This is a genomic window from Microbacterium sp. SORGH_AS_0969, from assembly GCF_030818255.1.
Taxonomy (GTDB): domain Bacteria; phylum Actinomycetota; class Actinomycetes; order Actinomycetales; family Microbacteriaceae; genus Microbacterium.
Window position 1 is genome coordinate 3,206,134 of record NZ_JAUTAG010000001.1, and the last position, 21,952, is coordinate 3,228,085.

Annotated in this window: 22 protein-coding genes and 2 tRNA genes; 19 read left to right on the forward strand and 5 right to left on the reverse strand. The window is 69.2% G+C overall.

The annotated features are described in order from the left end of the window. Window positions 1–156 precede the first annotated feature (156 nt). Window positions 157–999 carry a cation-transporting ATPase gene (locus QE388_RS15030; protein ID WP_307386133.1) on the forward strand — a complete coding sequence of 281 codons (843 nt, stop codon included), beginning with the start codon at window positions 157–159 and terminating at the stop codon, window positions 997–999. A 98-nt stretch (window positions 1,000–1,097) separates the two neighbouring features. On the opposite strand, the gene QE388_RS15035 is transcribed toward QE388_RS15030, so the two are convergent. The 3 genes from QE388_RS15035 to pepN all read right to left on the reverse strand — a co-directional run bounded on the left by QE388_RS15035 (window position 1,098) and on the right by pepN (window position 5,446). Beyond that, window positions 1,098–1,550 (reverse strand): globin, encoded by a 453-nt coding sequence (locus tag QE388_RS15035; RefSeq protein WP_307386134.1) that lies wholly within the window; start codon window positions 1,548–1,550, stop codon window positions 1,098–1,100. Next, window positions 1,547–2,800, reverse strand: a complete 1,254-nt coding sequence (locus QE388_RS15040; protein WP_307386136.1) for a mechanosensitive ion channel family protein — start codon at window positions 2,798–2,800, stop codon at window positions 1,547–1,549. The genes QE388_RS15035 and QE388_RS15040 overlap by 4 nt, the downstream gene beginning before the upstream one ends. Before the next feature lie 96 nt (window positions 2,801–2,896). Beyond that, on the reverse strand, window positions 2,897–5,446 hold the full coding sequence (pepN, locus tag QE388_RS15045; protein WP_307386137.1) for an aminopeptidase N: 2,550 nt from the start codon (window positions 5,444–5,446) through the stop codon (window positions 2,897–2,899). 148 nt (window positions 5,447–5,594) lie between these two features. On the opposite strand from pepN, the gene QE388_RS15050 reads away from it, so the two are divergent. The 5 genes from QE388_RS15050 to QE388_RS15070 all read left to right on the forward strand — a co-directional run bounded on the left by QE388_RS15050 (window position 5,595) and on the right by QE388_RS15070 (window position 10,774). Further along, window positions 5,595–6,782, forward strand: coding sequence for a ferrochelatase (locus tag QE388_RS15050; protein ID WP_307386139.1), 1,188 nt, complete (start codon window positions 5,595–5,597; stop codon window positions 6,780–6,782). A gap of 89 nt (window positions 6,783–6,871) precedes the next feature. After that, the gene (locus QE388_RS15055; RefSeq protein ID WP_275800617.1) at window positions 6,872–7,414 is read left to right on the forward strand and encodes a ribose-5-phosphate isomerase; all 543 of its coding nucleotides are present in this window, start codon (window positions 6,872–6,874) and stop codon (window positions 7,412–7,414) included. Further along, window positions 7,414–8,406: an Fpg/Nei family DNA glycosylase gene (locus QE388_RS15060; protein ID WP_275800618.1), complete on the forward strand. Its 993-nt coding sequence runs from the start codon at window positions 7,414–7,416 to the stop codon at window positions 8,404–8,406. Before QE388_RS15055 ends, QE388_RS15060 begins: the two co-directional genes overlap by 1 nt. Before the next feature lie 254 nt (window positions 8,407–8,660). Next, window positions 8,661–9,284 (forward strand): FMN-binding negative transcriptional regulator, encoded by a 624-nt coding sequence (locus QE388_RS15065; RefSeq protein WP_307386141.1) that lies wholly within the window; start codon window positions 8,661–8,663, stop codon window positions 9,282–9,284. Next, on the forward strand, window positions 9,281–10,774 hold the full coding sequence (locus tag QE388_RS15070) for an amidohydrolase (RefSeq protein WP_307386143.1): 1,494 nt from the start codon (window positions 9,281–9,283) through the stop codon (window positions 10,772–10,774). Before QE388_RS15065 ends, QE388_RS15070 begins: the two co-directional genes overlap by 4 nt. A 65-nt stretch (window positions 10,775–10,839) precedes the next feature. Here QE388_RS15070 and QE388_RS15075 read toward each other — a convergent pair whose 3' ends face one another. After that, window positions 10,840–11,325: a Dps family protein gene (locus tag QE388_RS15075; protein WP_058596062.1), complete on the reverse strand. Its 486-nt coding sequence runs from the start codon at window positions 11,323–11,325 to the stop codon at window positions 10,840–10,842. Between the two features lie 168 nt (window positions 11,326–11,493). On the opposite strand from QE388_RS15075, the gene QE388_RS15080 reads away from it, so the two are divergent. From QE388_RS15080 to QE388_RS15095, 4 genes are all read left to right on the forward strand, one after another. After that, a complete protein-coding gene (locus tag QE388_RS15080; RefSeq protein WP_307386146.1) occupies window positions 11,494–12,213 on the forward strand; it encodes a S9 family peptidase in 720 nt (239 codons plus the stop codon). After that, on the forward strand, window positions 12,210–12,770 hold the full coding sequence (locus QE388_RS15085; protein WP_307386148.1) for a gamma carbonic anhydrase family protein: 561 nt from the start codon (window positions 12,210–12,212) through the stop codon (window positions 12,768–12,770). The genes QE388_RS15080 and QE388_RS15085 overlap by 4 nt, the downstream gene beginning before the upstream one ends. A 100-nt stretch (window positions 12,771–12,870) precedes the next feature. Next, a complete protein-coding gene (locus tag QE388_RS15090) occupies window positions 12,871–13,221 on the forward strand; it encodes an SdpI family protein (RefSeq protein ID WP_307386149.1) in 351 nt (116 codons plus the stop codon). Window positions 13,222–13,285: 64 nt separating this feature from the next. Next, complete coding sequence (locus QE388_RS15095; protein ID WP_307386151.1) at window positions 13,286–13,849, forward strand: hypothetical protein; 564 nt, start codon at window positions 13,286–13,288, stop codon at window positions 13,847–13,849. Between the two features lie 2 nt (window positions 13,850–13,851). On the opposite strand, the gene QE388_RS15100 is transcribed toward QE388_RS15095, so the two are convergent. Then, window positions 13,852–13,925: transfer RNA gene (locus QE388_RS15100), tRNA-Gly, on the reverse strand. Between the two features lie 191 nt (window positions 13,926–14,116). Between QE388_RS15100 and QE388_RS15105 the strand changes: the two genes are divergently transcribed. The 9 genes from QE388_RS15105 (at window position 14,117) to QE388_RS15145 (ending at window position 21,693) form a co-directional block, all read left to right on the forward strand. Beyond that, window positions 14,117–14,190 (forward strand) — tRNA-Pro (locus tag QE388_RS15105). Between the two features lie 72 nt (window positions 14,191–14,262). Beyond that, the gene (gene tig / locus QE388_RS15110; RefSeq protein ID WP_307386153.1) at window positions 14,263–15,792 is read left to right on the forward strand and encodes a trigger factor; all 1,530 of its coding nucleotides are present in this window, start codon (window positions 14,263–14,265) and stop codon (window positions 15,790–15,792) included. Window positions 15,793–15,972: 180 nt separating this feature from the next. Then, the gene (locus tag QE388_RS15115; protein ID WP_307386155.1) at window positions 15,973–16,461 is read left to right on the forward strand and encodes a tetratricopeptide repeat protein; all 489 of its coding nucleotides are present in this window, start codon (window positions 15,973–15,975) and stop codon (window positions 16,459–16,461) included. Between the two features lie 78 nt (window positions 16,462–16,539). Then, a complete protein-coding gene (locus QE388_RS15120; protein ID WP_013586418.1) occupies window positions 16,540–17,124 on the forward strand; it encodes an ATP-dependent Clp protease proteolytic subunit in 585 nt (194 codons plus the stop codon). Between the two features lie 23 nt (window positions 17,125–17,147). Continuing rightward, window positions 17,148–17,810 carry an ATP-dependent Clp protease proteolytic subunit gene (locus QE388_RS15125; protein WP_058596255.1) on the forward strand — a complete coding sequence of 221 codons (663 nt, stop codon included), beginning with the start codon at window positions 17,148–17,150 and terminating at the stop codon, window positions 17,808–17,810. A gap of 168 nt (window positions 17,811–17,978) precedes the next feature. Then, on the forward strand, window positions 17,979–19,247 hold the full coding sequence (gene clpX / locus QE388_RS15130) for an ATP-dependent Clp protease ATP-binding subunit ClpX (RefSeq protein ID WP_275799591.1): 1,269 nt from the start codon (window positions 17,979–17,981) through the stop codon (window positions 19,245–19,247). 172 nt (window positions 19,248–19,419) lie between these two features. Then, on the forward strand, window positions 19,420–19,557 hold the full coding sequence (locus tag QE388_RS15135; RefSeq protein ID WP_307386159.1) for a hypothetical protein: 138 nt from the start codon (window positions 19,420–19,422) through the stop codon (window positions 19,555–19,557). A gap of 2 nt (window positions 19,558–19,559) precedes the next feature. Beyond that, a complete protein-coding gene (locus QE388_RS15140) occupies window positions 19,560–19,829 on the forward strand; it encodes a hypothetical protein (protein WP_307386161.1) in 270 nt (89 codons plus the stop codon). A 532-nt stretch (window positions 19,830–20,361) separates the two neighbouring features. After that, window positions 20,362–21,693 carry an HNH endonuclease signature motif containing protein gene (locus QE388_RS15145; protein ID WP_307386163.1) on the forward strand — a complete coding sequence of 444 codons (1,332 nt, stop codon included), beginning with the start codon at window positions 20,362–20,364 and terminating at the stop codon, window positions 21,691–21,693. The last annotated feature ends 259 nt before the right edge of the window (window positions 21,694–21,952 follow it).

Sequence of the window (21,952 nt, forward strand, 5' to 3'; positions counted from 1 at the left end):
GGCGGCGTCTCTACCCTGGATGCAGCAGGGGGAGTACTCCCATCGCGATGCATCCGTCATCACGAGGTCACCGTTGGCCTCCGGGTGCGTCGGGCCGATTCCGGTGGAGGAGACCTTGACGTCGCAGCCGCGCGCTGCCCGTCGAGAGGTACCCCCATGGTCTCGTTCTCCCGCCTGTTCGATCTCGCCTCGAAGGCCGTCGACAAAGCGTCGTCGTCCGGCGCCGGTTCCCGCCCCAGCACCGGCGGTGGGCGCGATTGGCGCGACATGGTCCGCTCCGCCGCGGATGCCGTCACCGGCGACCGGCGCGGAGATGCGCCCGCGACGCCCGCGCCCGCCACGACGGGCCGCTACGCACCCCCTCCGGCCGCAGCTGCCTCCGGGGGCAGCGCGCACCCTGGACCCGCTTCCCCCGGAGTCTCGGCTGAGGCGCTGTCAGCCGAGGATCGCGCAGCGATCGCCCGCTACGACTACTTGCTGCGCACGGCCGACCCCGACCGGATCGAGCAGATGCACCGCGAGGCCTTCGCCCGCCTGACACCGGCGCAGCGTGCGCATGTGCGGGCGCGGATGGACGCCGAGCTCGCGCCGCACGAGCGGCCTCGCTCCGACGCTCCGGACGATCTCGCGCGCACGGCGACTCGGACCGAGGCGACCCGGCCGGGACGGATGGCGGGCCTCCTGGCCAAGGCCGGTCGTGGAGGACTCGTCGGGGCCGGCGTCGTGGGCGCAGGAGGACTGCTGGCGGCCGTCGCCGGCGGCGCTGTCGTCAGTGCCGTCGCTGCGCCCCTGCTCGCTCAGGCGGGGCAGATGGGCGTCGACTTCGCGGGGCTCGCGGAGGGCGTCGACGTCGAGGCGCTGGCATCCGGTGTCGACCTCGCCTCGCTCGCCGAGGGATCCGGGATCGGCGAGTGGGCGGGTGGCGCTCAGGACGCCGTGAACGGGTTCGGTGAGCAGCTGTCGGGCTTCCAGCTTCCCGGCCTCGACGACATTCTCTGACGCCGTTCGCTCACCCGCACCGCGCGCGCAGGCTCAGGCGGCGCGCGGAGTGGGTGATCCGCACGGGACGGCCGCGCAGGAGAGGGCAGGTGACGCGCTCAGTCTGCAGCGCGGAGGGGGAGCCCGGTGTCGGGTCGACCGCCCTGCTGAGGCCCGATGCCCCGCGCCTCGAAGGTGTTGACCATCGCATACGCGGCACGCTCGAGGTAGTCCCAGAGGGGCGCCTCGAACGCGGGTGGGAGGGCGATCTCGTCCACCGCGGCACGCATGTGTCGCAACCATCGATCGCGCGCGTCGGGGTCGACGTGGAACGGCATGTGCCGCATGCGCAGGCGCGGGTGTCCGGCGCGCGTCGCGCCATAGGTCGTCGGGCCGCCCCAGTACTGGGCGAGGAAGAGCGTGAGACGTTCGGCCGCGGGCCCGAGGTCTTCCTCGGGGTACATCGGCTTGAGCACCTCGTCGGTGGCGACACCGCGATAGAACGCATCGACCAGGCGGCGGAAGGTGTCCATCCCCCCGACCTGGTCGTAGAAGCTGACCGGCTCGCTCACGGGGTGTCCTTCTCGTCAGCCCGGACAGCGGGCGGGGTCGGCTTGGGCTGGTCGACGCCCGGCGCGTCCGGCAGGTTCACGACGGCCGTCGGGGTGTCGTCCCGCACGGCCTTCTTCTTCTTGACCCGGGGAGGCGCGTCGGACGTGTGGTCCTCGACCGTCTCGGACACCTCGAGCTTCCGACCGCGGGGGCGCCACCGCGGCCGCTCCGCGCCGGGAGCCACCTGCGTCTCCTTGGTCTTCGGCGGGTGCGCGCCCCGAACGCTCTGCGCGCCCTCGGGCCCCGTGAGCATGATCGAGTTCAACTGCGGCAGGGCGATCCCCATCGCATCGATCGCGCGCTTCAGACGGGCGCGCAGCTCGCGGGCCACGTCGTCTTTCGCACTCGATCGGGTCTTCATGACGAGCCGGATGACGAGGGCGTCGCCGCTGATCGACTCCAGCCCCCAGATCTCGGGCTGCTCGATGATGCGCGAGCGCCACTTCGGCTCCTTCGCCATGGCCTTCGCGGCGGTGAGCATCGCGGTCTCGACATCGTCCAGATCGGCGTCCGTTGGAACCGCGAGGTCGATGATGACGCGTGACCACCCCTGTGACATGTTTCCGATGCGCGTGATCTCGCCGTTGCGGACGTACCAGAGGGTGCCGTTCACGTCGCGGACGTGGGTGATGCGCACGCTCACGAACTCGACGATGCCGGTCGCGAGACCGAGGTCGACGACGTCACCGATGCCGATCTGGTCTTCGGCGACGATGAAGATGCCGTTCAACACGTCCTTGACGATGTTCTGGGCACCGAAACCGAGTCCGGCACCGACAGCGGCCGTCAGCAGCGTGAGGGATGCCAGGGCGTCGGGAGCCACGATGGTGGCGATCCACACCAGGGCGACGACGACCAGGATCACGTTGACGATGTTCTGGAGGATCGTGCCCAGGGTGCGCGTGCGCTGGACGAGCCGGACGGCGTTCAGCGGCGACCTGTCGAGCGCTTGGGTGTCGTCGACCCGGGCTTTGCTCTTGGCACCGTTGACGATGCGGTCGACCACCCGGCGGATGACCACGCGCAGAAGCCACGCGGCGACCGCGATACCGACGATGATGCCGAGGATCTGGAGCAGCACGCCTCCGAACGCGAGCAGCTGGCCGCCGATCCAGGTCCAGGTGTCGAGGCTCGTCAGGTTGCTCGGATCGACCGACGGAGAAGGGGTCGGCGTGGGGGACGGTTCGGGGACTTCGGCGAGAAGTGACATCCCTCCCATCGTAACGAGCGGCTCCTCAGCGCGGCCTGGAAACGACGGATGCCCCCGCTCCCGAAGGGGCGGAGGCATCCGAGCTGAGGGCGGACGTTACACCGCGTCGTGCTCCTGAACGGCCAGGGCGCGCTCCACTCCGGCGAGGTTCTCGCTCACCAGTCGGCGGAGCGCCGGCGCGGCGTCCTCGTGCTCGGCGAGCCAGCCACGCGTGGCGTCGCGCAGAGCCGCGCTCGCGAGAGCGGCGGGATACAGACCCACGATGAGGTACTGCGCGATCTGGTAGCTACGCGACTCCCAGATCGGCAGCAGCATCGCGAAGTAGGGCTCGACGAAGTCGGCCAGGACTTCGACGGTCGCCGGGTTGGTGAAGCCCGCAGCGGTGGAGCGCACGATCGTGTTGGGAGCGTCGGTGCGTTCGATGAGCGAGTCCCACGCCTCCTGCTTCGCCTCGTGCGACGGCAGCGACGCCTTGGCCATCGCCGCGAACTCTCCGCCCTTCGCCGTGTTGTCGGCGGCGCGCGCCTCATCGATTTCGGCCGCGGTGACGGCGCCCGCCGAGGCGAGCGACACCAGCAGCTGCCACGACAGGTCTGTGTCGATGGTCAGGCCCTCGAGCGTGATCTCCCCGTCGCGCAGAGCCTTCACGGTCTCGGCGTGAGCGGGAGTGGATGCCGCCGACGCGAACGCCGTGACGAACTGCAGCTGGCTGTCGCTGCCGGCCTCAGCCGCTTGCGCGAGCTGCCACAGACCGTCGGCGACGCGCTCGCGCGACGCCTCTCGCTTCTCGGGCGCGACGTACGAGTTCGCCGCGAGCTGCAGCTGGGCGAGCGTCGTCCGGACGGTGGTCGACTCGGTCTCGGAGCCGATGTTCCGCAGCACGAGGTCGAGGTAGTCGGTCGCGGAGGCCTCGGCATCCCGAGTCTGATCCCACGCGGCGCCCCAGACGAGCGAGCGCGCCAGGGGGTCGGAGATGTCCTTGAGGTGTGCGATGGCCGTGGCGAGCGACCGCTCGTCGAGGCGGATCTTCGCGTAGGCGAGGTCGTTGTCGTTCAGCAGGACGAGGTCGGGACGACGGATGCCGCGCAGTTCGGGCACCTCGGTGCGGTCGCCGTCGACATCGATCTCGACGTGGTGCACCCGCTCGAGGGCGTCGGCATCGTTCAACGAGTAGAAGCCGACACCCAGGCGGTGGGGACGGATGGTGGGGTAGTCCGCGGGGGCGGTCTGCACGATCGCGAAGCGCGAGACGGTGCCGTCCGCGCCTTCCTCGATGAGCGGGGTGAGGGTGTTGACGCCCGCGGTCTCGAGCCACTTCTTCGACCAGTCGCTGAGATCGCGACCACTGGTGGCCTCGAGCTCGACGAGCAGGTCACCCACCTCGGTGTTCGACCACTGGTGCTTCTGGAAGTACGCCGCGACACCGGCGAAGAACTGCTCGATGCCGACCCAGGCGGCGAGCTGCTTGAGCACCGATCCACCCTTCGCGTACGTGATGCCGTCGAAGTTGACCTGCACGTCCTCGAGGTCGTTGATCTCGGCGACGACGGGGTGGGTCGACGGCAGCTGGTCCTGGCGGTAGGCCCAGGTCTTCTCCATCGCGTTGAAGGTCGTCCAGGCGGCCTCCCACTCGGTGGCCTCGGCCGTCGCGATGGTCGACGCCCACTCGGCGAACGACTCGTTCAACCAGAGGTCGTTCCACCACTTCATCGTGACGAGGTCGCCGAACCACATGTGGGCGAGCTCGTGCAGGATCGTGACGACGCGGCGCTCCTTCACGGCATCCGTCACCTTGCTCCGGAAGACGTACGTCTCGGTGAACGTCACCGCACCCGCGTTCTCCATGGCGCCCGCATTGAACTCAGGGACGAACAGCTGGTCGTACTTCGCAAAGGGGTAGGGGAAGCGGAACTTCTCCTCGAAGTACGCGAAGCCCTGGCGGGTCTTCTCGAAGACGTAGTCGGCATCCAGGTACTGCCAGAGGCTCTTGCGCGCGAAGACACCCAGGGGGATGACGCGGCCGTCGGCACTCGTCAGCTCGCTGTAGGTCGCCTCGTAGGGGCCGGCGACGAGCGCGGTGATGTACGACGAGATGCGCGGCGTCGCGGGGAAGTCCCAGCGGGCAACGTCGTCGGAGACAGCCACCGGCTCGGGGGTGGGGGAGTTCGAGACGACCTTCCAACGCGCGGGCGCCGTGACCGAGAACGTGAACTCGGCCTTCAGATCGGGCTGCTCGAACACCGTGTACATGCGGCGGGAGTCGGGCACCTCGAACTGCGAATAGAGGTAGACCTCGCCGTCGACGGGGTCGACGAAGCGGTGCAGACCCTCACCCGTGTTCGTGTACTCGCAATCGGCCTCGACGACGAGCTCGTTCTCGGATGCCAGGTCGTCGAGCGCGATGCGCGAGTCGGCGAACACGACGGCGGGATCGAGGGTGCGACCGTTCAGCGTGACGGAGTGGACCGTTCGCGCGATGAGGTCGATGAACGTCGATGCGCCCTCGGTGGCGGCGAAGGTGACCACGGTGCGCGAGGAGAAGACCTCGTCGCCGCGGGTGAGGTCGAGCTGCACGTCGTAGGCGCGCGTGTCGACGATCGCGCGACGCTCCTGTGCTTCGATGCGGGTGAGGTTCTCTCCTGGCACTGGCGTACTCCCTGGGATGAGGGTGGATCGTCGCAGAAAGCGCTCACGCGGATGACGACGAACGCCGTCGGCGACGATGACAACCAGATAAGCCTAGTCACGAGATAACCCGCATCCTGCCCCGTCGAGCAGGTGGGAGGATGTCACGGTGAGCACGACCGACACGGACACCAACCCTGAGACCGTCCTCTACGCGTCGCCCGCCGCGGCGTCCGGACCCAAGTGGGTCGAGACCCCCGTGGCGTACGACGGTATCCTCCTCGCCGGCTTCGGCGGACCGGAGGGCCAGGACGACGTCATCCCCTTCCTGCGCAATGTCACGCGCGGGCGCGGCATCCCCGATGAGCGCCTCGAAGAGGTCGCCCACCACTACCGCCACTTCGGCGGCGTGAGTCCCATCAACCAGCACAATCGCGAGCTGAAGGCTGCGCTCGAGGCGGAGATCGCGAGGCGCGGCTTGGGCCTCCCCGTCTATTGGGGCAACCGCAACTGGGCGCCGTACCTCGAAGAGGCCGTGACCGAGGCCGCTGAGGCCGGCGACACCACTCTTCTCGCCATCGCGACGAGCGCCTACAGCTCGTTCTCGAGCTGCCGCCAGTACCGCGAGGATTACGCCCGCGTGCTCGAGGCCACCGGTCTCGGCGAGACGGTGACCATCGACAAGGTCCGCCAGTTCTTCGACCACCCGGGCTTCGTCTCGACCTTCGTCGAGGGCGTGAAGGCCGCCGTGTCCGAGTTCGCGGCGGACGGCATCGCCCCCGAGAAGATCCGCGTCCTCTTCTCGACCCACTCGATCCCCACCGCCGACGCGCAGCGCTCCGGCCCGCGCGACGTGGATTTCGGCGAGGGCGGTGCGTACGAGGCCCAGCACAAGGCCGTCGCGGCGTTCGTCATGGCCGAGGTGGCCGCAGCTGTCGCCGACGTCGAGTGGGAACTCGTGTACCAGTCGCGCTCCGGCCCGCCGACGCAGCCGTGGCTCGAGCCCGACGTCAACGATGTGATCGCGGAGCTCCCCGGCCGCGGGGTGAAGGCCGTCGTGATCGTGCCGCTCGGCTTCGTGAGCGACCACATGGAGGTGCTCTGGGACCTCGACACCGAGGCGATGGAGGCCGCCGAGGAAGCCGGCATCCGCGCGGTGCGCACGCCCACTCCGGGGATCGACCCCGCGTATGTGTCGGGCCTGATCGACCTCGTCGAGGAACGCCTCAAAGGCACCCCGAAGGCCGAGCGTCCGCACCTGACGGATCTCGGTCCCTGGTACGACGTGTGCCGCCCGGGGTGCTGCGAGAACATCCGCGCGGGGTTCAAGCCCGTCGCCGCGGGTCTGCGTCCCTGACGATTCCTCCGATGCCGCCGTTCTCCCCGGGGAGCGGCGGCGTCGTCATGTCCGGCGCCAATGTCGTCGGCCCTCAATAGGATGAGCGCATGCGAATCCACCTCGGCACCGACCACGCCGGTCTCGAATTCTCGACCCAGATCCAGCACCACCTCGCCGCGCAGGGGCACGAGGTCGTCGACCACGGTCCGATCGAGTACGACCCGCTCGACGACTACCCCGCGTTCTGCATCCGGGCCGCGCAGGCGGTCGTGCGCGATCAGGCCGACGGTGTCGAAGCGCTCGGCGTCGTGTTCGGCGGATCGGGCAACGGCGAGCAGATCGCGGCCAACAAAGTCCTCGGGGTGCGCGCGGCGCTGGTGTGGAGCATTGCGACGGCGGAGCTCGCTCGCGAACACAACGACGCGAACGTGATCGCGATCGGTGCCCGTCAGCACACGTTCGAAGAAGCGTCCTCGTTCATCGACCGCTTCATCGCCACCCCGTTCTCGGGCGAGGAGCGCCACGCCCGTCGCATCGCGCAGCTCGCGGCGTACGAGCAGGACGGCATCCTGCTGCCCGACCCCCGCGAAGGACGCGCGCAGGCCGACGTCCTCGCGGCGGGCGACTCGTTCGACCCCGAGGCAGGCTGATGCCCGAAGGGCATTCCGTCCATCGCATCGCTCGGCAGTTCGCGCGGAACATCGTCGGCCGCACCGTGTCGGCATCCAGTCCGCAAGGGCGATTCGCCGAGGGCGCGTCGGTGATCGACGGGCGCGAGGCGATCGACGTGCGCGCAGTCGGCAAGCAGATGTTCCTGGCCTTCGACGGCGACGTGTGGCTGCGCGTGCACCTCGGGATGTACGGCGCCTGGGACTTCTCGGGCGAGATCGCCGTCGACGCGACCATCGCCTCGGCCAACGGTCGCATGGGGCACACGAACCAGCGCGGCACCGTTCTCGATGAGGACCCGATCCTGGATGCCGCGGGCGAGAACTCCCTGAGCTCGATCGGGGCTCCGCGGCGGGCACGTGTGCGAATGTCGGAGCAGACCACGGGGCTCGAGGAGCAGGTCGAATGGCCGCCCCCGGTGGTGGGGGCGGTGCGGCTGCGGTTGCTCACCGACACCACGTGCGCTGACCTGCGCGGCCCGACGGCGTGCGTCCTGCAGTCCCCGGACGAGGTCGCCGCGACCATCGCGAAGCTCGGACCGGATCCGCTCGTCGACGACGTGGCCGAGGGTGAGGAGCGTTTCGTCGCGACGGTGAAGAAGAAGCCGACCGCGATCGGTCTGCTGCTGATGGACCAGTCCGTGGTCAGCGGGATCGGCAACGTCTACCGTGCCGAGATCCTCTTCCGCGCGCGGCAGAACCCGCACACGCCGGGGCGCGACGTGCCCGAGGAGGTCGTGCGCGAGATGTGGCGCGACTGGGTGCGGCTCCTCTCGATCGGGGTCGAGACCGGTCAGATGATGACGATGGACGACCTCGACCCCGAGGCGTACCGTCGCGCGATGGCGCACCGCGACGACCGGCACTGGGTGTACCACCGCGCCGGGCTGCCGTGCCGCGTGTGCGGGACGACGGTTCTGATGGAGGAAGCTGCCGGGCGCAAGCTGTACTGGTGTCCGCGGTGTCAGGCGTGACGGGGATTCCGGTCCCTTCGACAGGCTCAGGGACCTGATCCACGGGCTCGGGGACCTGGGCGGCGGCCCCGATGCCTGGGGCATCGCCGGAGACGCGCGGCGGAGGTGGCTGAGCCTGTCGAAGCCACCGGGACCGGCGATCTAGGCTGAAGAACCTCGCGCCGGGCGCAGCGCCCCTCGGTCGTGGCGGGTACGCGCGGCGGAGGTGGCTGAGCCTGTCGAAGCCACCGGGACCGGCGATCTAGGCTGAAACGGTGCGTCAGAACCCCAGCTTCGCGATGACCGATGTCGGCGAGCTCCGCCGTCTCATCGACCGTCACCCCTGGGTCACCCTCGTCAGCCAGGGGGACTCCGGCCTCGTCGCCTCTCACTACGCGGTCCTCCTCGATGACGACCGCGACGATCTCACGATCGTCGGCCATGTCGGCAGGCCCGACGACGCGATCCTCGGCCTGGGCGAAAGGGAGCTGCTCGTCGTCGTCCAGGGACCGCACGGCTACATCACGCCGAGGTGGTACGGCGACGTCCCGGCGGTGCCGACCTGGAACTTCGTGTCGGCGCACCTTTCCGGCATCCCGAAGCTGTTGAGCCCGGCTGAAAACCTGCGCGTTCTCGAGCGACTGGTCGAGCGGTTCGAGGGGACCGGAGACGAGGCGCGCGGCCTGTACACGCTCCCGAACGACGTGGCTTTCGTCGAGCGTCTCGAGCAGGGCACCGTGGGCTTCCGGCTCACGCCCACGCGGGTGACCGCCAAGCGCAAGCTGAGCCAGAACAAGGCTCCCGAGGTCGTCGACACGATCATCGCGGGACTCACGGAGCACAACCCCGACTTGGCGGCCGAGATGAGCCGCGCAGCCTCCGCTCGGGTGCGACCGTGATCGGCGAGAACGTCGGCTTCGTCCGCGCGGTGCGCGTCGCCGGTCCGGGCCGCGAGCTGCTGCCGACCCTCGAGCCCGTCGACCTCGTCATCGATAACGGTGTCATCGCCGACATCGCACCGACCGGCAACCTGAAGCCCACGGGGCTGATCCTCGACGGCGAGGGCGGATCGCTCCTTCCCGGGCTGTGGGATCACCATGTTCATGTGCTGCAGTGGGCACTGTCCGCCGACCGCGTGCCCCTCAGTGAGGTCGCGTCCGCGCACGATGCCGCGACGATCATGGCTCTGGCCCCCGAAATCGACGGCCGCCGAATCGGCTCCGGATTCCGCGACGGGCTCTGGCCCGATGTCCCGAACCTCCGGATGCTGGATGCCACGACCGGCGAGGTTCCGACCTACCTCATCAACGCGGACGTCCACAGCGTCTGGATGAACTCTGCGGCCTTCCGGCGAGAGGGCTTCGAGCCCGTGGCATCCGGGCTCCTCCGCGAGGAGGACGCGTTCGAGATCTCCCGCCGTCTGAACGCGGTGGAGCCCGGAATCGCCGATCGTTCGGTCGAGCGGATGGCGAGCGCGGCCGCCGCCCGCGGGATCGTCGGCCTCGTCGACCTCGACATGACCTGGAACGACGAACCGTGGCAGCGGCGTGTCGCTCGGGGATTCGACACCCTGCGCATCTCGTACGGCACGTACCCGCAGCACCTCGACCGAGCGATCGCCGAGGGCCTGCGCACCGGCGACAGTGTTCGGGGAGCGCCTCACGACCTCGTGCGCGTCGGGCCGTTGAAGGCCATCACCGACGGTTCGCTGGGGACGAGGACGGCGGCCTGCGCTCATCACTACCCCGGCGAGGTCGACAATCACGGCCTGCTGACGATCGCGCCCGACGAACTGGTCGAGATGATGACCAGGGCGACGGCGGCGGGTCTCGAGTGCGCCATCCACGCGATCGGCGACATCGCGAACGCGCACGCGCTCGACGCCTACGCCCTGACGGGCGCTGTGGGCACCATCGAGCACGCCCAGCTCGTCGCGCACAGCGACATTCCACGCTTCGCGCGGCTCGGGGTCGCCGCGAGCGTGCAGCCCGAGCACGCGCTCGATGACCGCGACATGACGGATGCCATCTGGGCCGAGCAGTCCGCTCAGCCCTACCCCCTGCGGGCGCTGGCCGACAGCGGAGCCAACCTGCGCTTCGGATCGGACGCGCCGGTCGCCCCTCTCGACCCGTGGGCGGCCATGGCGTCGGCGGTGTTCCGCACGCGGGACGGCCGCGATGCCTGGCAACCTCACGAGCGAGTGAGCATCGAGACGGCGATCGCGGCATCCACCGTAGGTGGGTCGACCGCACCGGCCGAGATCGCGCCCGGGGCTCTGGCCGACCTCGTCGTCGTGGGAGCCGACCCCCTCACCGCCGACGAAAGAGGCCTTCGTTCGATGCCGGTTCGCGCAACGCTCCTCGCGGGCCGCGTCACCCACGGCGCCTGAGTCCCGCCGCGCACGAACGACGAAGGGGGCGATGCGGAAGCATCGCCCCCTTCGTGAGAGAGGTCTTACGCGGCGAGGTGCGCGAAGAGGAACCAGCGGTCCTTGTCGAGGCCGCGCTTGATCTCGATCGCGACGTCCTGGCTCGACATGTCGATCTCGTCGAGGCCCTCGATCGCCGCCTCGATGTCGACCAGAACGGCGTCGATGTCGGCGATGACGGCGCGGATCACGACGTCCGACGGCGCGAAGCCGGCGGGAACCTCGGTCGCCTTCGCCTTGGCCGCAACGGTCGACAGGCGGGAGTCGATCGGGAGCCCCAGGGCGACGATGCGCTCAGCGGCCAGGTCGGCCCAGTCCTGCGCGTGTGCGACGACGGAGTCGAGGAGCTCGTGCACGCCGATGAAGTTCGAGCCGCGGACGTGCCAGTGCGCCTGCTTGCCGTTGACGACGAGGGCCTCGAGGCCGATGACGACGGGGGAGAGGAACTGGGCGGTGCCGGCGGCCATCGTGGGGTCGACGGTGGTGGCGGCGGGGGTCTGAACGGTGCTCATTTTCTGCTCCTTCTCGCAGCGAACGAAGTCTGATGGATGTAACGCTACTCACGCAGGAGCATTCCGCAAGCAAGTTGAGGCTCGGCTAAATACCTGATGAATAGGCAATCCTCACCTCACTCGTCGCGTCGTCTGCGCCCGTCGACGCACTCGTGTGAGGATCGGCACATGCCGCACAACACCCCGCGCACCGAGGCGTACGGAGCTCATCCCGACCAATGGGTACGGATCGTCGGCGACGCCTCCGCTGAGCTCGTCTTCTGCTTCGTCCACGGAGGGTACTGGCGCCCGCGTTACACGGCTGAGCTGATGGAGCCGCTCGTCGAGCGCATCGCCCGCGGCGAGGGTGGCGTGGCCGCGATGAACATCGAGTACCGACGCGAGCGCGACGTCGTCGCCATGCAGAGCGATGTGCGTACAGCGCTGCGGCGTGCCCGACAGAACTTTCCCCACGCCGTTCGCGTGGTGGTCGGACATTCGGCCGGCGGCCACCTCGCCCTGGTGTGCGCGGACGAAGCCGAGCTCATCGTGGCGCTGGCCCCGGTGACCGACCTCGTCGGAGGGTACGCCGCCCGTATCGGCTCCGACGCGGTCGCCGAGCTCATGGGGACATCCCCCTCGGAGACACCCGCCGCTTACGACGCCGCGACCCCTCGGCCCTCGCGGGTGCCGACACTCGTCGTGCACGGCGCCGACGACGACCGCGTTCCCGTGAACCACGGTCGCGATTTCGCGCAACGCGCCCGCGAGACCGACGCTCCCGTCGACCTCTTCGAGTACGCGCACCTCGACCACATGCTGCTCGTCGACCCCGACGGACCCCATTGGCCCGCGGTCGAGGGGTGGGTGCGGCGGCAACGCAACGACCGACGAAAGGATGCCTCATGACCATCGCCCCGGATGCTTCGATCCTCGCGCTGCCCGACGCGACCCCCCGCGTGCACGATGACGCGTTCGTGGCATCCGGTGCTCGCGTCATCGGGGACGTCTCGCTGGGGCCAGGGGCGAGCGTCTGGTACAACGCCGTCTTGCGCGGGGACGGCGCCGCGATCGTCGTGGGGCCGCGGTCGAACGTGCAGGACAACGTTTCGATCCACGTCGACAGCGGACGCCCGGTCACGATCGGAGCTGACGTGTCGATCGGACACAACGCGGTCGTCCACGGCTGCACGATCGGCGACGGCTCCCTCATCGGAATGGGGAGCGTGATCCTCTCGGGTGCCGAGATCGGACCGGGATGCCTCGTCGCCGGGGGAGCGGTGGTGCTGGAGGGGATGGTGATTCCGGCCGGGTCGCTGGTCGCCGGCGTCCCCGCGAAGGTGCGGCGAGCCCTGACCGAGGAGGAGCGCGAGAAGATCCTGCGCAACGCGGAGACGTACCTCGGGCACGCTGCGCGGCATGCCGACGCGCGAACCGTCGAGGAACGGATCGAGTGGGAGGACTGACGAGCGCTCGTGAGGGCGACACCGGCGAATCCGGCGCGTCGGTTGAAGCGTGCTCCTGACGCCGGGCAGGCTGGGAGCTTCGCCCGCAGACAGGAGATCCATGATCATCGCCATCAGCACCGCCCTCCCGCTTCTCGCCGCAGGCCTCATGGTCCTCTGGACCGCGTACCGCGCCTCCCGACGGACACTGCCGCTGAACTTCTGGATCGGAGTGCGCACGTCGACGACCGTGCGCTCCGAGGAGGCCTGGACCATCGGACATGCCGCCGCCGCGACAGCGTTCTCGGTCGGTGGCATCGGGCTGATCGTCGCGGCGGCCGCCGCGGTGTTCGCGGGAGAAGAGTTCGCGATCTACGCCGCCATGGCAGGGTGCGCGTGGATCGTGCTGTGGATGATCATCGCCGCGGCCGCGGCCAACATAGCTGCGGGACAGGTGGCCCAGGAGCCGTGACCAAGCCTGGAGGGGTGACGGCGCGGGGAGCTGCGCCGTGGCGTGACGCCGGTACTTTTGCGGTGTGGATGCCATCGACCAGGAATCGAGCGGGACGGTGTCGCTGGGCACGGAGTGGGCGACCGCGGAGGACTACTCGCGGGATCTGACCAGCCGGTCGGGTGGACGGGTTCGTCAGGCCGGGGCCTCGGTCGAATTCCTGGACTGGACGATCGACGGGCGCCGTCTTCGTTCGCTGCTGCGCCTTCCGTCGGGGCGGGTTCCCGACGAACGTACGCGGATGCTCGCGGGGGAGGAGGGGCACCCGTGGGCGTCTGCGAGCCTCCTCGCCCTTCTCGAGGATCAGCACGAAACCAGAGACAGCCGGGTCCGTTACGACACGGGACGAACCGCCGTCCTGTACTGCCCTCAGTGCCAGGACCTCGGTTGCCCGGCAGTCACCGCGCACATCGAGTTCGACGAATCCACGGTGCGCTGGCGACAGCTGGGTTACGAGACCAAATTCTCGGAGTCACCGACATTCGAGACCTTCGATCGGATCGACCTGACGTTCGACCGCGTTCAGTACGAGGCCACGATCCGACAGCTTCTCGCTGTCTGGGGGCCCGGCACGTGGGACGGCCGGTGATGTGGAGGGGATGACGGGAATCGAACCCGCACCATCAGTTTGGAAGACTGAGGCTCTACCATTGAGCTACATCCCCGCGGCGGCGAACCGCAGCGTCCTCCACTCTACTTCACGAGCGGACGTGCCATGAACACCGCGTCGTTCCCGAGTCCTTCCGGTGTCGTCCCGGTCGGCGGAAAACTCCGGATGCCAGGGTCGACAGCCCCCGCGACCTGATCGTCTAGACTCTCAGGGGTCGTTTCGTCGAACGCGCGCCGCGCGTCGCCCCGGGGCGTAGCTCAGCTTGGTAGAGCGCCCGCTTTGGGAGCGGGAGGCCGCAGGTTCAAATCCTGTCGCCCCGACGTGACGGCCCCCAGACCACAGGCCTAGCCGGCCCCCGCGTGCGCGCGGGCCACACAAGGAGAACACACCGCATGGTCAACAGCACCGTCGAGAAGCTCAGCCCGACCCGGGTCAAGCTCCACATCACGGTCTCGCCCGACGAGCTCAAGCCGAGCATCGCGCACGCGTACGAGCACATCGCCCGCGACGTGCAGATCCCCGGCTTCCGCAAGGGCAAGGTCCCCGCGCCCATCATCGACCAGCGCATGGGCCGTGGCGCCGTCATCGAGCACGCCGTCAACGAGGGTCTCGACGGGTTCTACCGCGAGGCTGTCGAGGCGCAGGAGCTGCGTGTCATCGGCCGTCCCAACGCCGAGATCGTCGAGCTCCCCGACCTCAAGGACTTCTCGGGTGACCTGGTCGTCGACGTCGAGGTCGACGTCCGCCCCGAGTTCGACCTTCCCGCTTACGACAGCATCACCGTGACCGTCGACGCCGTCGAGGCCGACGAAGCGGGGATCGACGCCGAACTCGACCGCCTGCGCGCGCGCTTCGGCACGCTCGTGACGGTCGACCGTCCCGCCGCGAAGGGCGACTTCGTCGAGCTCGACCTCGTCGCCACGATCGACGGCACCGAGATCGACCGTGCCGAGGGCGTGTCGTACGAGGTCGGCTCCGGCGAGCTGCTCGAGGGCATCGACGAGGCCATCGACTCGCTCACCGCCGACGAGGAGACCACGTTCCGCTCGAAGCTCGTCGGTGGCGACCACGCCGGCGAAGAGGCCGAGGTCTCGGTCAAGATCACGGCCGTCAAGGAGCGCGAGCTCCCCGAGGCCGACGACGACTTCGCGCAGATGGCATCCGAGTTCGACACCATCGCCGAGCTCCGCGAGTCGCTCAGCGAGCGCGTCTCGCAGCAGGCCGTGTTCACGCAGGGCTCCGCCGCGCGCGACAAGTTCATCGACGCCCTCCTCGAGGCCGTCGAGATCCCCGTCCCGCCGCAGCTCATCGAGGACGAGGTGCACAACCACCTCGAGGGCGAGAACCGTCTCGAGGACGACGTCCACCGCGCCGAGGTCACCGAGGCGAGCGAGAAGCAGTTCCGCACGCAGATGGTGCTCGACAAGATCGCCGAAGACGCCGACGTGCAGGTGTCGCAGGACGAGCTGACCCAGTACCTCATCCAGTCGGCTGCGCAGTACAACATGGCGCCGCAGGACTTCGTGAACGCGCTGCAGCAGGGCAACCAGCTCCCCGCGCTCGTCGGCGAGGTCGCCCGCAACAAGGCGCTCGCGATCGCGCTCGGCAAGGTCACCGTCGTCGACACCAACGGCAAGCCCGTCGACCTGACCGGATTCGTTGCGGTCGAGGGTGAAGAGGCTGCCGCGGAGGACGAGGTCGTCGAAGAGGCGCAGGAGATCGCGGACGCCGCGGCCGACGCCGACGCCGTCATCGACGCCGAAGAGGCCCCCGCCAAGGCTCCGGCCAAGAAGCGCGCCCCGGCGAAGAAGAAGGCCGCCGACGCGCCCGCCGCTGACGAGGCCCCGGCCGAGGAAGCGCCCGAGAAGGCTCCGGCCAAGAAGCGCGCCCCCGCGAAGAAGAAGGCCGCGGACAGCGAGTAAGTCGTGACGAGGGGGCGGATGCCATGGCATCCGCCCCCTTTCGCGTTCCCGGGACCGCGCTACCGAAACGCGCACCCGAACAGAACCGTCGAGTGTCCAAGACACGCCGCAATGCCCGGTGGGGAAACGGCGTGTCTTGGACACTCGGCGGGCACCGCACAGAGAAGGATCGGGCCCATCATGAACGACTGGCAGAACCGAGTGGACGCCGTCTGGGCGGACGAGACCCTCACGCCCGGTGACGTGATCGAGCGGATCGACGCGCTCTCGAGCGAACGGCCGGAGGACGACGCGGTAGCCCTGTTCGAGCGAGCGGGTGCACGCGACTCCGCCGGCGTCGAGGCCGAAGCGGAGGCCCTCTACCGCCGTGCCCTCGCGCTCGGTCTCGACGACGAGCGCCGCACGCGCGCGACGATCCAGCTCGCCAGCACCATCCGCAACCTGGGCAAGACCGCCGAAGCCCTTGCGATGCTGCGCGCGGAGTACGAGCGCGAACCGCGCGGACCCCTGCACGACGCGGCTGCGGCGTTCTACGCGCTCGCGCTGGTGTCGAGCGGCGAGCCCGAGCGGGCGGCATCCATCGCCCTTCAGGCCCTCGCCCCGCACCTCCCGCGCTATACCCGGTCGGTGACCGGATACGCGCGAGAAATCGCCGACGACCGCGTCTGATCCGCCCGCGGCGAACACGGCATCCCGCCCCGGAACGCGCCGGTAGATTCGTTGCAGATCACCGGAAGAGGAGCACAAATGCCCGAACCCCTTATGGCAACGAGCGTCTTCGACAGGCTGCTGAAGGACCGCATCATCTGGCTCGGTTCGGAGGTGCGTGACGAGAACGCCAACGAGATCTGCGCGAAGATCCTCCTGCTCGCCGCAGAGGACCCGCAGAAGGACATCTACCTCTACATCAACTCGCCCGGCGGCTCGATCACGGCCGGCATGGCGATCTACGACACGATGCAGTTCGTGCCGAACGACATCGTCACCGTCGGCATCGGCATGGCGGCCTCGATGGGGCAGCTGCTGCTCACGAGCGGCACGAAGGGCAAGCGCTACATCACGCCCAACGCCCGTGTGCTGCTCCACCAGCCCCACGGCGGGTTCGGCGGAACGTCGAGCGACATCCAGACGCAGGCGCAGCTGATCCTCGACATGAAGCGCCGCCTCGCCGAGATCACCGCCTCGCAGACCGGCAAGAGCGTCGAGCAGATCAACGCCGACGGTGACCGCGACCGCTGGTTCACCGCTCAGGAGGCCCTCGAGTACGGCTTCGTCGACCACATGCGCGAACACGCCACCGACGTCACCGGCGGCGGCGGAACCGCGGCCTGAGTCGAGAGGAAAAGGACACCGATATGAACATCCCCACCTTCGGCGGCGCTGCGGCGCACATGCCTTCGAGCCGCTACGTCCTTCCTCAGTTCGAGGAGCGCACCGCCTACGGCTACAAGCGTCAGGACCCCTACAACAAGCTGTTTGAGGACCGCGTCATCTTCCTGGGCGTCCAGGTCGACGACGCCTCGGCAGACGACGTCATGGCCCAGCTGCTCGTTCTCGAGTCGCAGGACCCCGACCGCGACATCATCATGTACATCAACTCGCCCGGTGGCTCGTTCACGGCCATGACCGCGATCTACGACACGATGCAGTACGTCTCGCCGCAGATCCAGACGGTCGTGCTCGGACAGGCGGCCTCTGCGGCATCCGTCCTGCTCGCCGCCGGCGCGCCCGGCAAGCGTCTCGCTCTGCCCAACGCCCGCATCCTGATCCACCAGCCCGCGATGGGTGAGGCCGGTCACGGGCAGGCCTCGGACATCGAGATCCAGGCAGCCGAGATCCTTCGGATGCGCACGTGGCTCGAAGAGACCATGGCGCGCCACACCGGCCAGGATGCGGCGAAGGTCAATAAGGACATCGACCGCGACAAGATCCTCTCCGCCCAGGAGGCGATGGAGTACGGCATCGTCGACCAGGTGCTGACCACGCGCAAGCGTCAGCCGGCGGCACTCACCGCCTGACGCCTCCCGCGTCGCTTCGACGCCCCGCAGACCCGTTTCGGTCTGCGGGGCGTCGTCTTGCGAGGATCACACCGGCCCCGTGCGCGCAAATGCCCTCTGTTCGCTCGGGCACGGGTTAGGCTCGTGGCACACAGGCGTGAGGGCGCCGGGTGACGAGGAGGAACAGGCATGGCACGCATCGGAGAAAGCGCCGATCTGTTCAAATGCTCCTTCTGCGGAAAGAGCCAGAAGCAGGTGCAGCAGCTGATCGCCGGTCCCGGTGTGTACATCTGCGATGAATGCGTCGAGCTCTGCAACGAGATCATCGAAGAGCGCATGGCCGAGTCTTCTGCGGGCGAGGTCGCCGAGTTCGACCTGCCCAAGCCTCGCGAGATCTTTTCGTTCCTCGAGGAGTACGTCGTCGGGCAGGAGCCCGCGAAACGCGCCCTCGCCGTCGCCGTCTACAACCACTACAAGCGCGTCCGGGCGCACGGGACCCTGCAGCCGGCCGAGGCCCGCGCCGAAGAGATCGACATCGCCAAGAGCAACATCCTGCTGCTCGGGCCGACCGGCTGCGGTAAGACCTACCTCGCGCAGACGCTCGCCAAGCGTCTCAACGTGCCCTTCGCGGTCGCGGATGCCACTGCCCTGACCGAGGCCGGGTACGTCGGCGAAGACGTCGAGAACATCCTGCTCAAGCTCCTGCAGGCAGCCGACTTCGACGTGAAGCGCGCCGAGACGGGCATCATCTACATCGACGAGGTCGACAAGATCGCGCGCAAGGCCGAGAACCCCTCGATCACGCGCGACGTGTCGGGGGAGGGCGTCCAGCAGGCCCTCCTGAAGATCCTCGAGGGCACCGTGGCGTCGGTCCCCCCGCAGGGCGGTCGGAAGCACCCCCACCAGGAGTTCATCCAGATCGACACGACCAACGTGTTGTTCATCGTCGCCGGGGCCTTCGCGGGCCTCGAGGAGATCATCTCCGCGCGCGTCGGCAAGCACGGCGTGGGCTTCGGTGCTCCTCTGCAGCGCAAAGAAGATGCGCCCGACCTGTTCAGCGAGGCGCTGCCCGAAGACCTGCACAAGTTCGGTCTGATCCCCGAGTTCATCGGTCGCCTGCCCGTCGTGGCATCCGTCTCGCCGCTCGATCAGGACGCGCTCATGGAGATCCTCACGGCTCCGCGCAACGCGCTCGTCAAGCAGTACCAGCGCATGTTCGAGCTCGACGGTGTGCAGCTCGAGTTCGACGAAGACGCGCTGCGCGCGATCGCCGACCTCGCCGTCGCCCGCAAGACCGGCGCCCGCGGACTGCGCGCGATCCTCGAGGACGTGCTCGGGCCGATCATGTTCGACGTGCCGTCGTCCGACGACATCGCCAAGGTCGTCATCACACGCGCAGCGGTCGAAGACGGGGCGCAGCCGACGATCGTGCTGGCGCAGAAGCGCCGCAGCGCCTGACCCCCGTGGGGGCCTGGCGCGGGCGCGGTGCCGCGCTGCGCGTCCGGCCGTTCACCGTCGGTGGGGTCGCGCGCGGTGCGCGACTGGTGCTCCGCGACACGCCGGAGGTTGCACTGTCCCTCGCGCTCGACGCCCTGCGCGCGGAGCGTTTCGACCTCGGGGACGATCGCGTGTGGCCTGGGCGCTCCGGGAGCGCGATTCGGAGTGGATCGCGCAGGCCGTGCGCATCGGACACCCGGATCCGTCGTGGAACACCGGATTCGTGGATGCCACGCTGTCGGACACGCTTCTGACGGTGGTGCGGGTCTGACGGTGGTGCCGGGCCTCTGGCGGCACGCCACGTCGACGGTGGTCGTCGCCAGTGCGCGTCCTCACGAGCAGGGCTCGGAGGTGGTGATCTTCGCGCACGTGAGCGTCCGAGGCTGGACGTCGTCGAATGACGCGGCTCCGCTGCTGAAGGCGGCTCTGGACCGCGTCGAGGCATCCGCGAGCGTGGTGTCGCGCGAGCCGATGCACGGCATTCCGAATGACGGAGCCCCGGCTTCGCAGGCCTTCGTGCGCGAGGTGCTCGGCTGGCGTTAGGGCGTGCCGGGGGAGCTCTCACGCCCCTCCACCTCACCGGTAAACGCCATCCATGCCCGGAAACACGCTGTCCACGCGTTTCTGTGCGTGAACAGCGTTTATGGATGCCGCGGTGGACGGAATGCGCCCGCGCCGGACACGACACAGCCAGACACCTGAGCGACGGACGGGCGAGCGCACGGGCGGACGGGGGCCTCGGGCGGGCGGGGCCTCGAGCAGGGACCGGCGCCGCATAAACGCCGTTCACTCACATAAACGCGCTCTCCACGCGTTTCTGCGCGCCAACAGCGTTTATGGATGCCGCGGCAGTTCGGCGGGCGCGGCCATCGACGCCGACCACCCCCAACGCGGACAGCCCACCCCGACGGCCCCGCTCCCGCCACCCGATGCCGGCGATCCCTCGCCCGCCATCCCGTGAAGCGCACACCGTCGCCCGGGGATCCCTTCTGCACATCGGAGCAATATCCGGATCGATCCCCACCGGGGCTCCCGAGCCCCCGTCGATGTCGGACCCCCTCGCTAGCATGCACACATGCATACGGGTACCTCGTCGACACCACCGGACAGTGGCCCGCGGGCCCTGTCCGCGGTGCTCGGCGAGGTGCTCCGCACGGGTGCCGCGTTCGCCGCCGCGGAGGTGGCGCGCACCCGCGCCCTAGCGGAGGCGGGGCATCTCGCGCGGGATGTGATGGCCGAAAGGCCCTCGTCCTCGCGGGCCGCGGAGATGGCATTGCGCGAGGTTGCGTCGGAGATCGCGGCGGCCGAGCACGTGTCCGATCGGTCCCTGCAGATGCAGATCAGCCGCGCCATGACCCTGGTCGACGACTACCCCATCACCCTCTCGGCGTGGGAGCGGGGCACGATCACCCGCGCTCATGTGCAGACGATCCTCGAAGTTGGAACGCCCCTGCCCACCGAGGTCCGCGCCGAGTTCGACACCCTGGCAGTCGCCACCGCCGACGGGCTCAGCCCGGGGCGGTTGCGCACCCGCCTGGCAGCGCTCGCCGAGAGCCTGCAGCCGACGACGATCACCGAACGCCACCAGCGGGGCCGCGACACCCGCTGCGTACGCGTCGTCACAGGGCACGACGGAATGTCCGACCTGATCGCCACCCTCCCCACCATCCTCGCCGTCGGCATCTACGACCGCCTCACCCAACAGGCGCGCACGCTGATCGATGCGCGCGGCGATACTCCGACGTCGGCCACGGATGAGCGCACCACCGCGCAGGTACGCGCCGACATCCTCGCCGACCTCCTTCTCACCGCCGCCCCCGACGCCGACCCCACCCGCGTCGATGACGGCCCCGGCACCCTCGGCGCGATCCGCGGCCGTGTCCAGGTCGTCGTGCCCGCGCTGACCATGCTCGACCCGCAGCACGAGAACACCGAACCCGCAGAACTCATCGGACACGGCCCCATCGACGCCGACACCGCCCGCACCCTCGCCGAGTCGACCGCCGTCCCCTGGGACCGCGTCATCACGCACCCGATCACCGGCGCCGTCCTCCACACCGACACCTACCAGCGCACCACCGCCATCGATCGGTACCTTCGCGCCCGCGACCGCCACTGCCGCTGGCCCGGATGCACCGTCCCCGCCATCCGCTCCGAGGTCGACCACACCCTCGACTACGCCCTCGGCGGCGCCACCGACGTCCGCAACCTCAGCCACCTCTGCCAACGACACCACACGCAAAAGCAGTTCACCCGCTGGAGCGTCAGACAACTCCCCGACGGAATCCTCGAATGGACCAGCCCCACCGGCCGCACCTACCGCGACGAACCCCTCCCATACTCACCCGCCGTGAGATTCCTCCCCGACGACCCACCCCCACCCGACCACGACCACGCCCCGTTCTAACCCAACTCCCGGCGGGGCGGTTGACCGCGCACCATCCCTCAACCCGACCTGGAGCACGGCCGCCAGGGACCCGCGCGCACGCACCCGCGGCGCCCACGCCTACTTGCGCCGCGCGCCCACGCCTACTCGTGCGGTGCACCACCCTGCGCCCGCCGCCGGAAGCTCGCGCCCAGCCCGCCCGAACCGCAAAGCCTACGGCCCCACCGCCAGCCCGCGCCTAGGGTGTGTCTGACAGTGGGAGCACGCAGGTGTACGAACC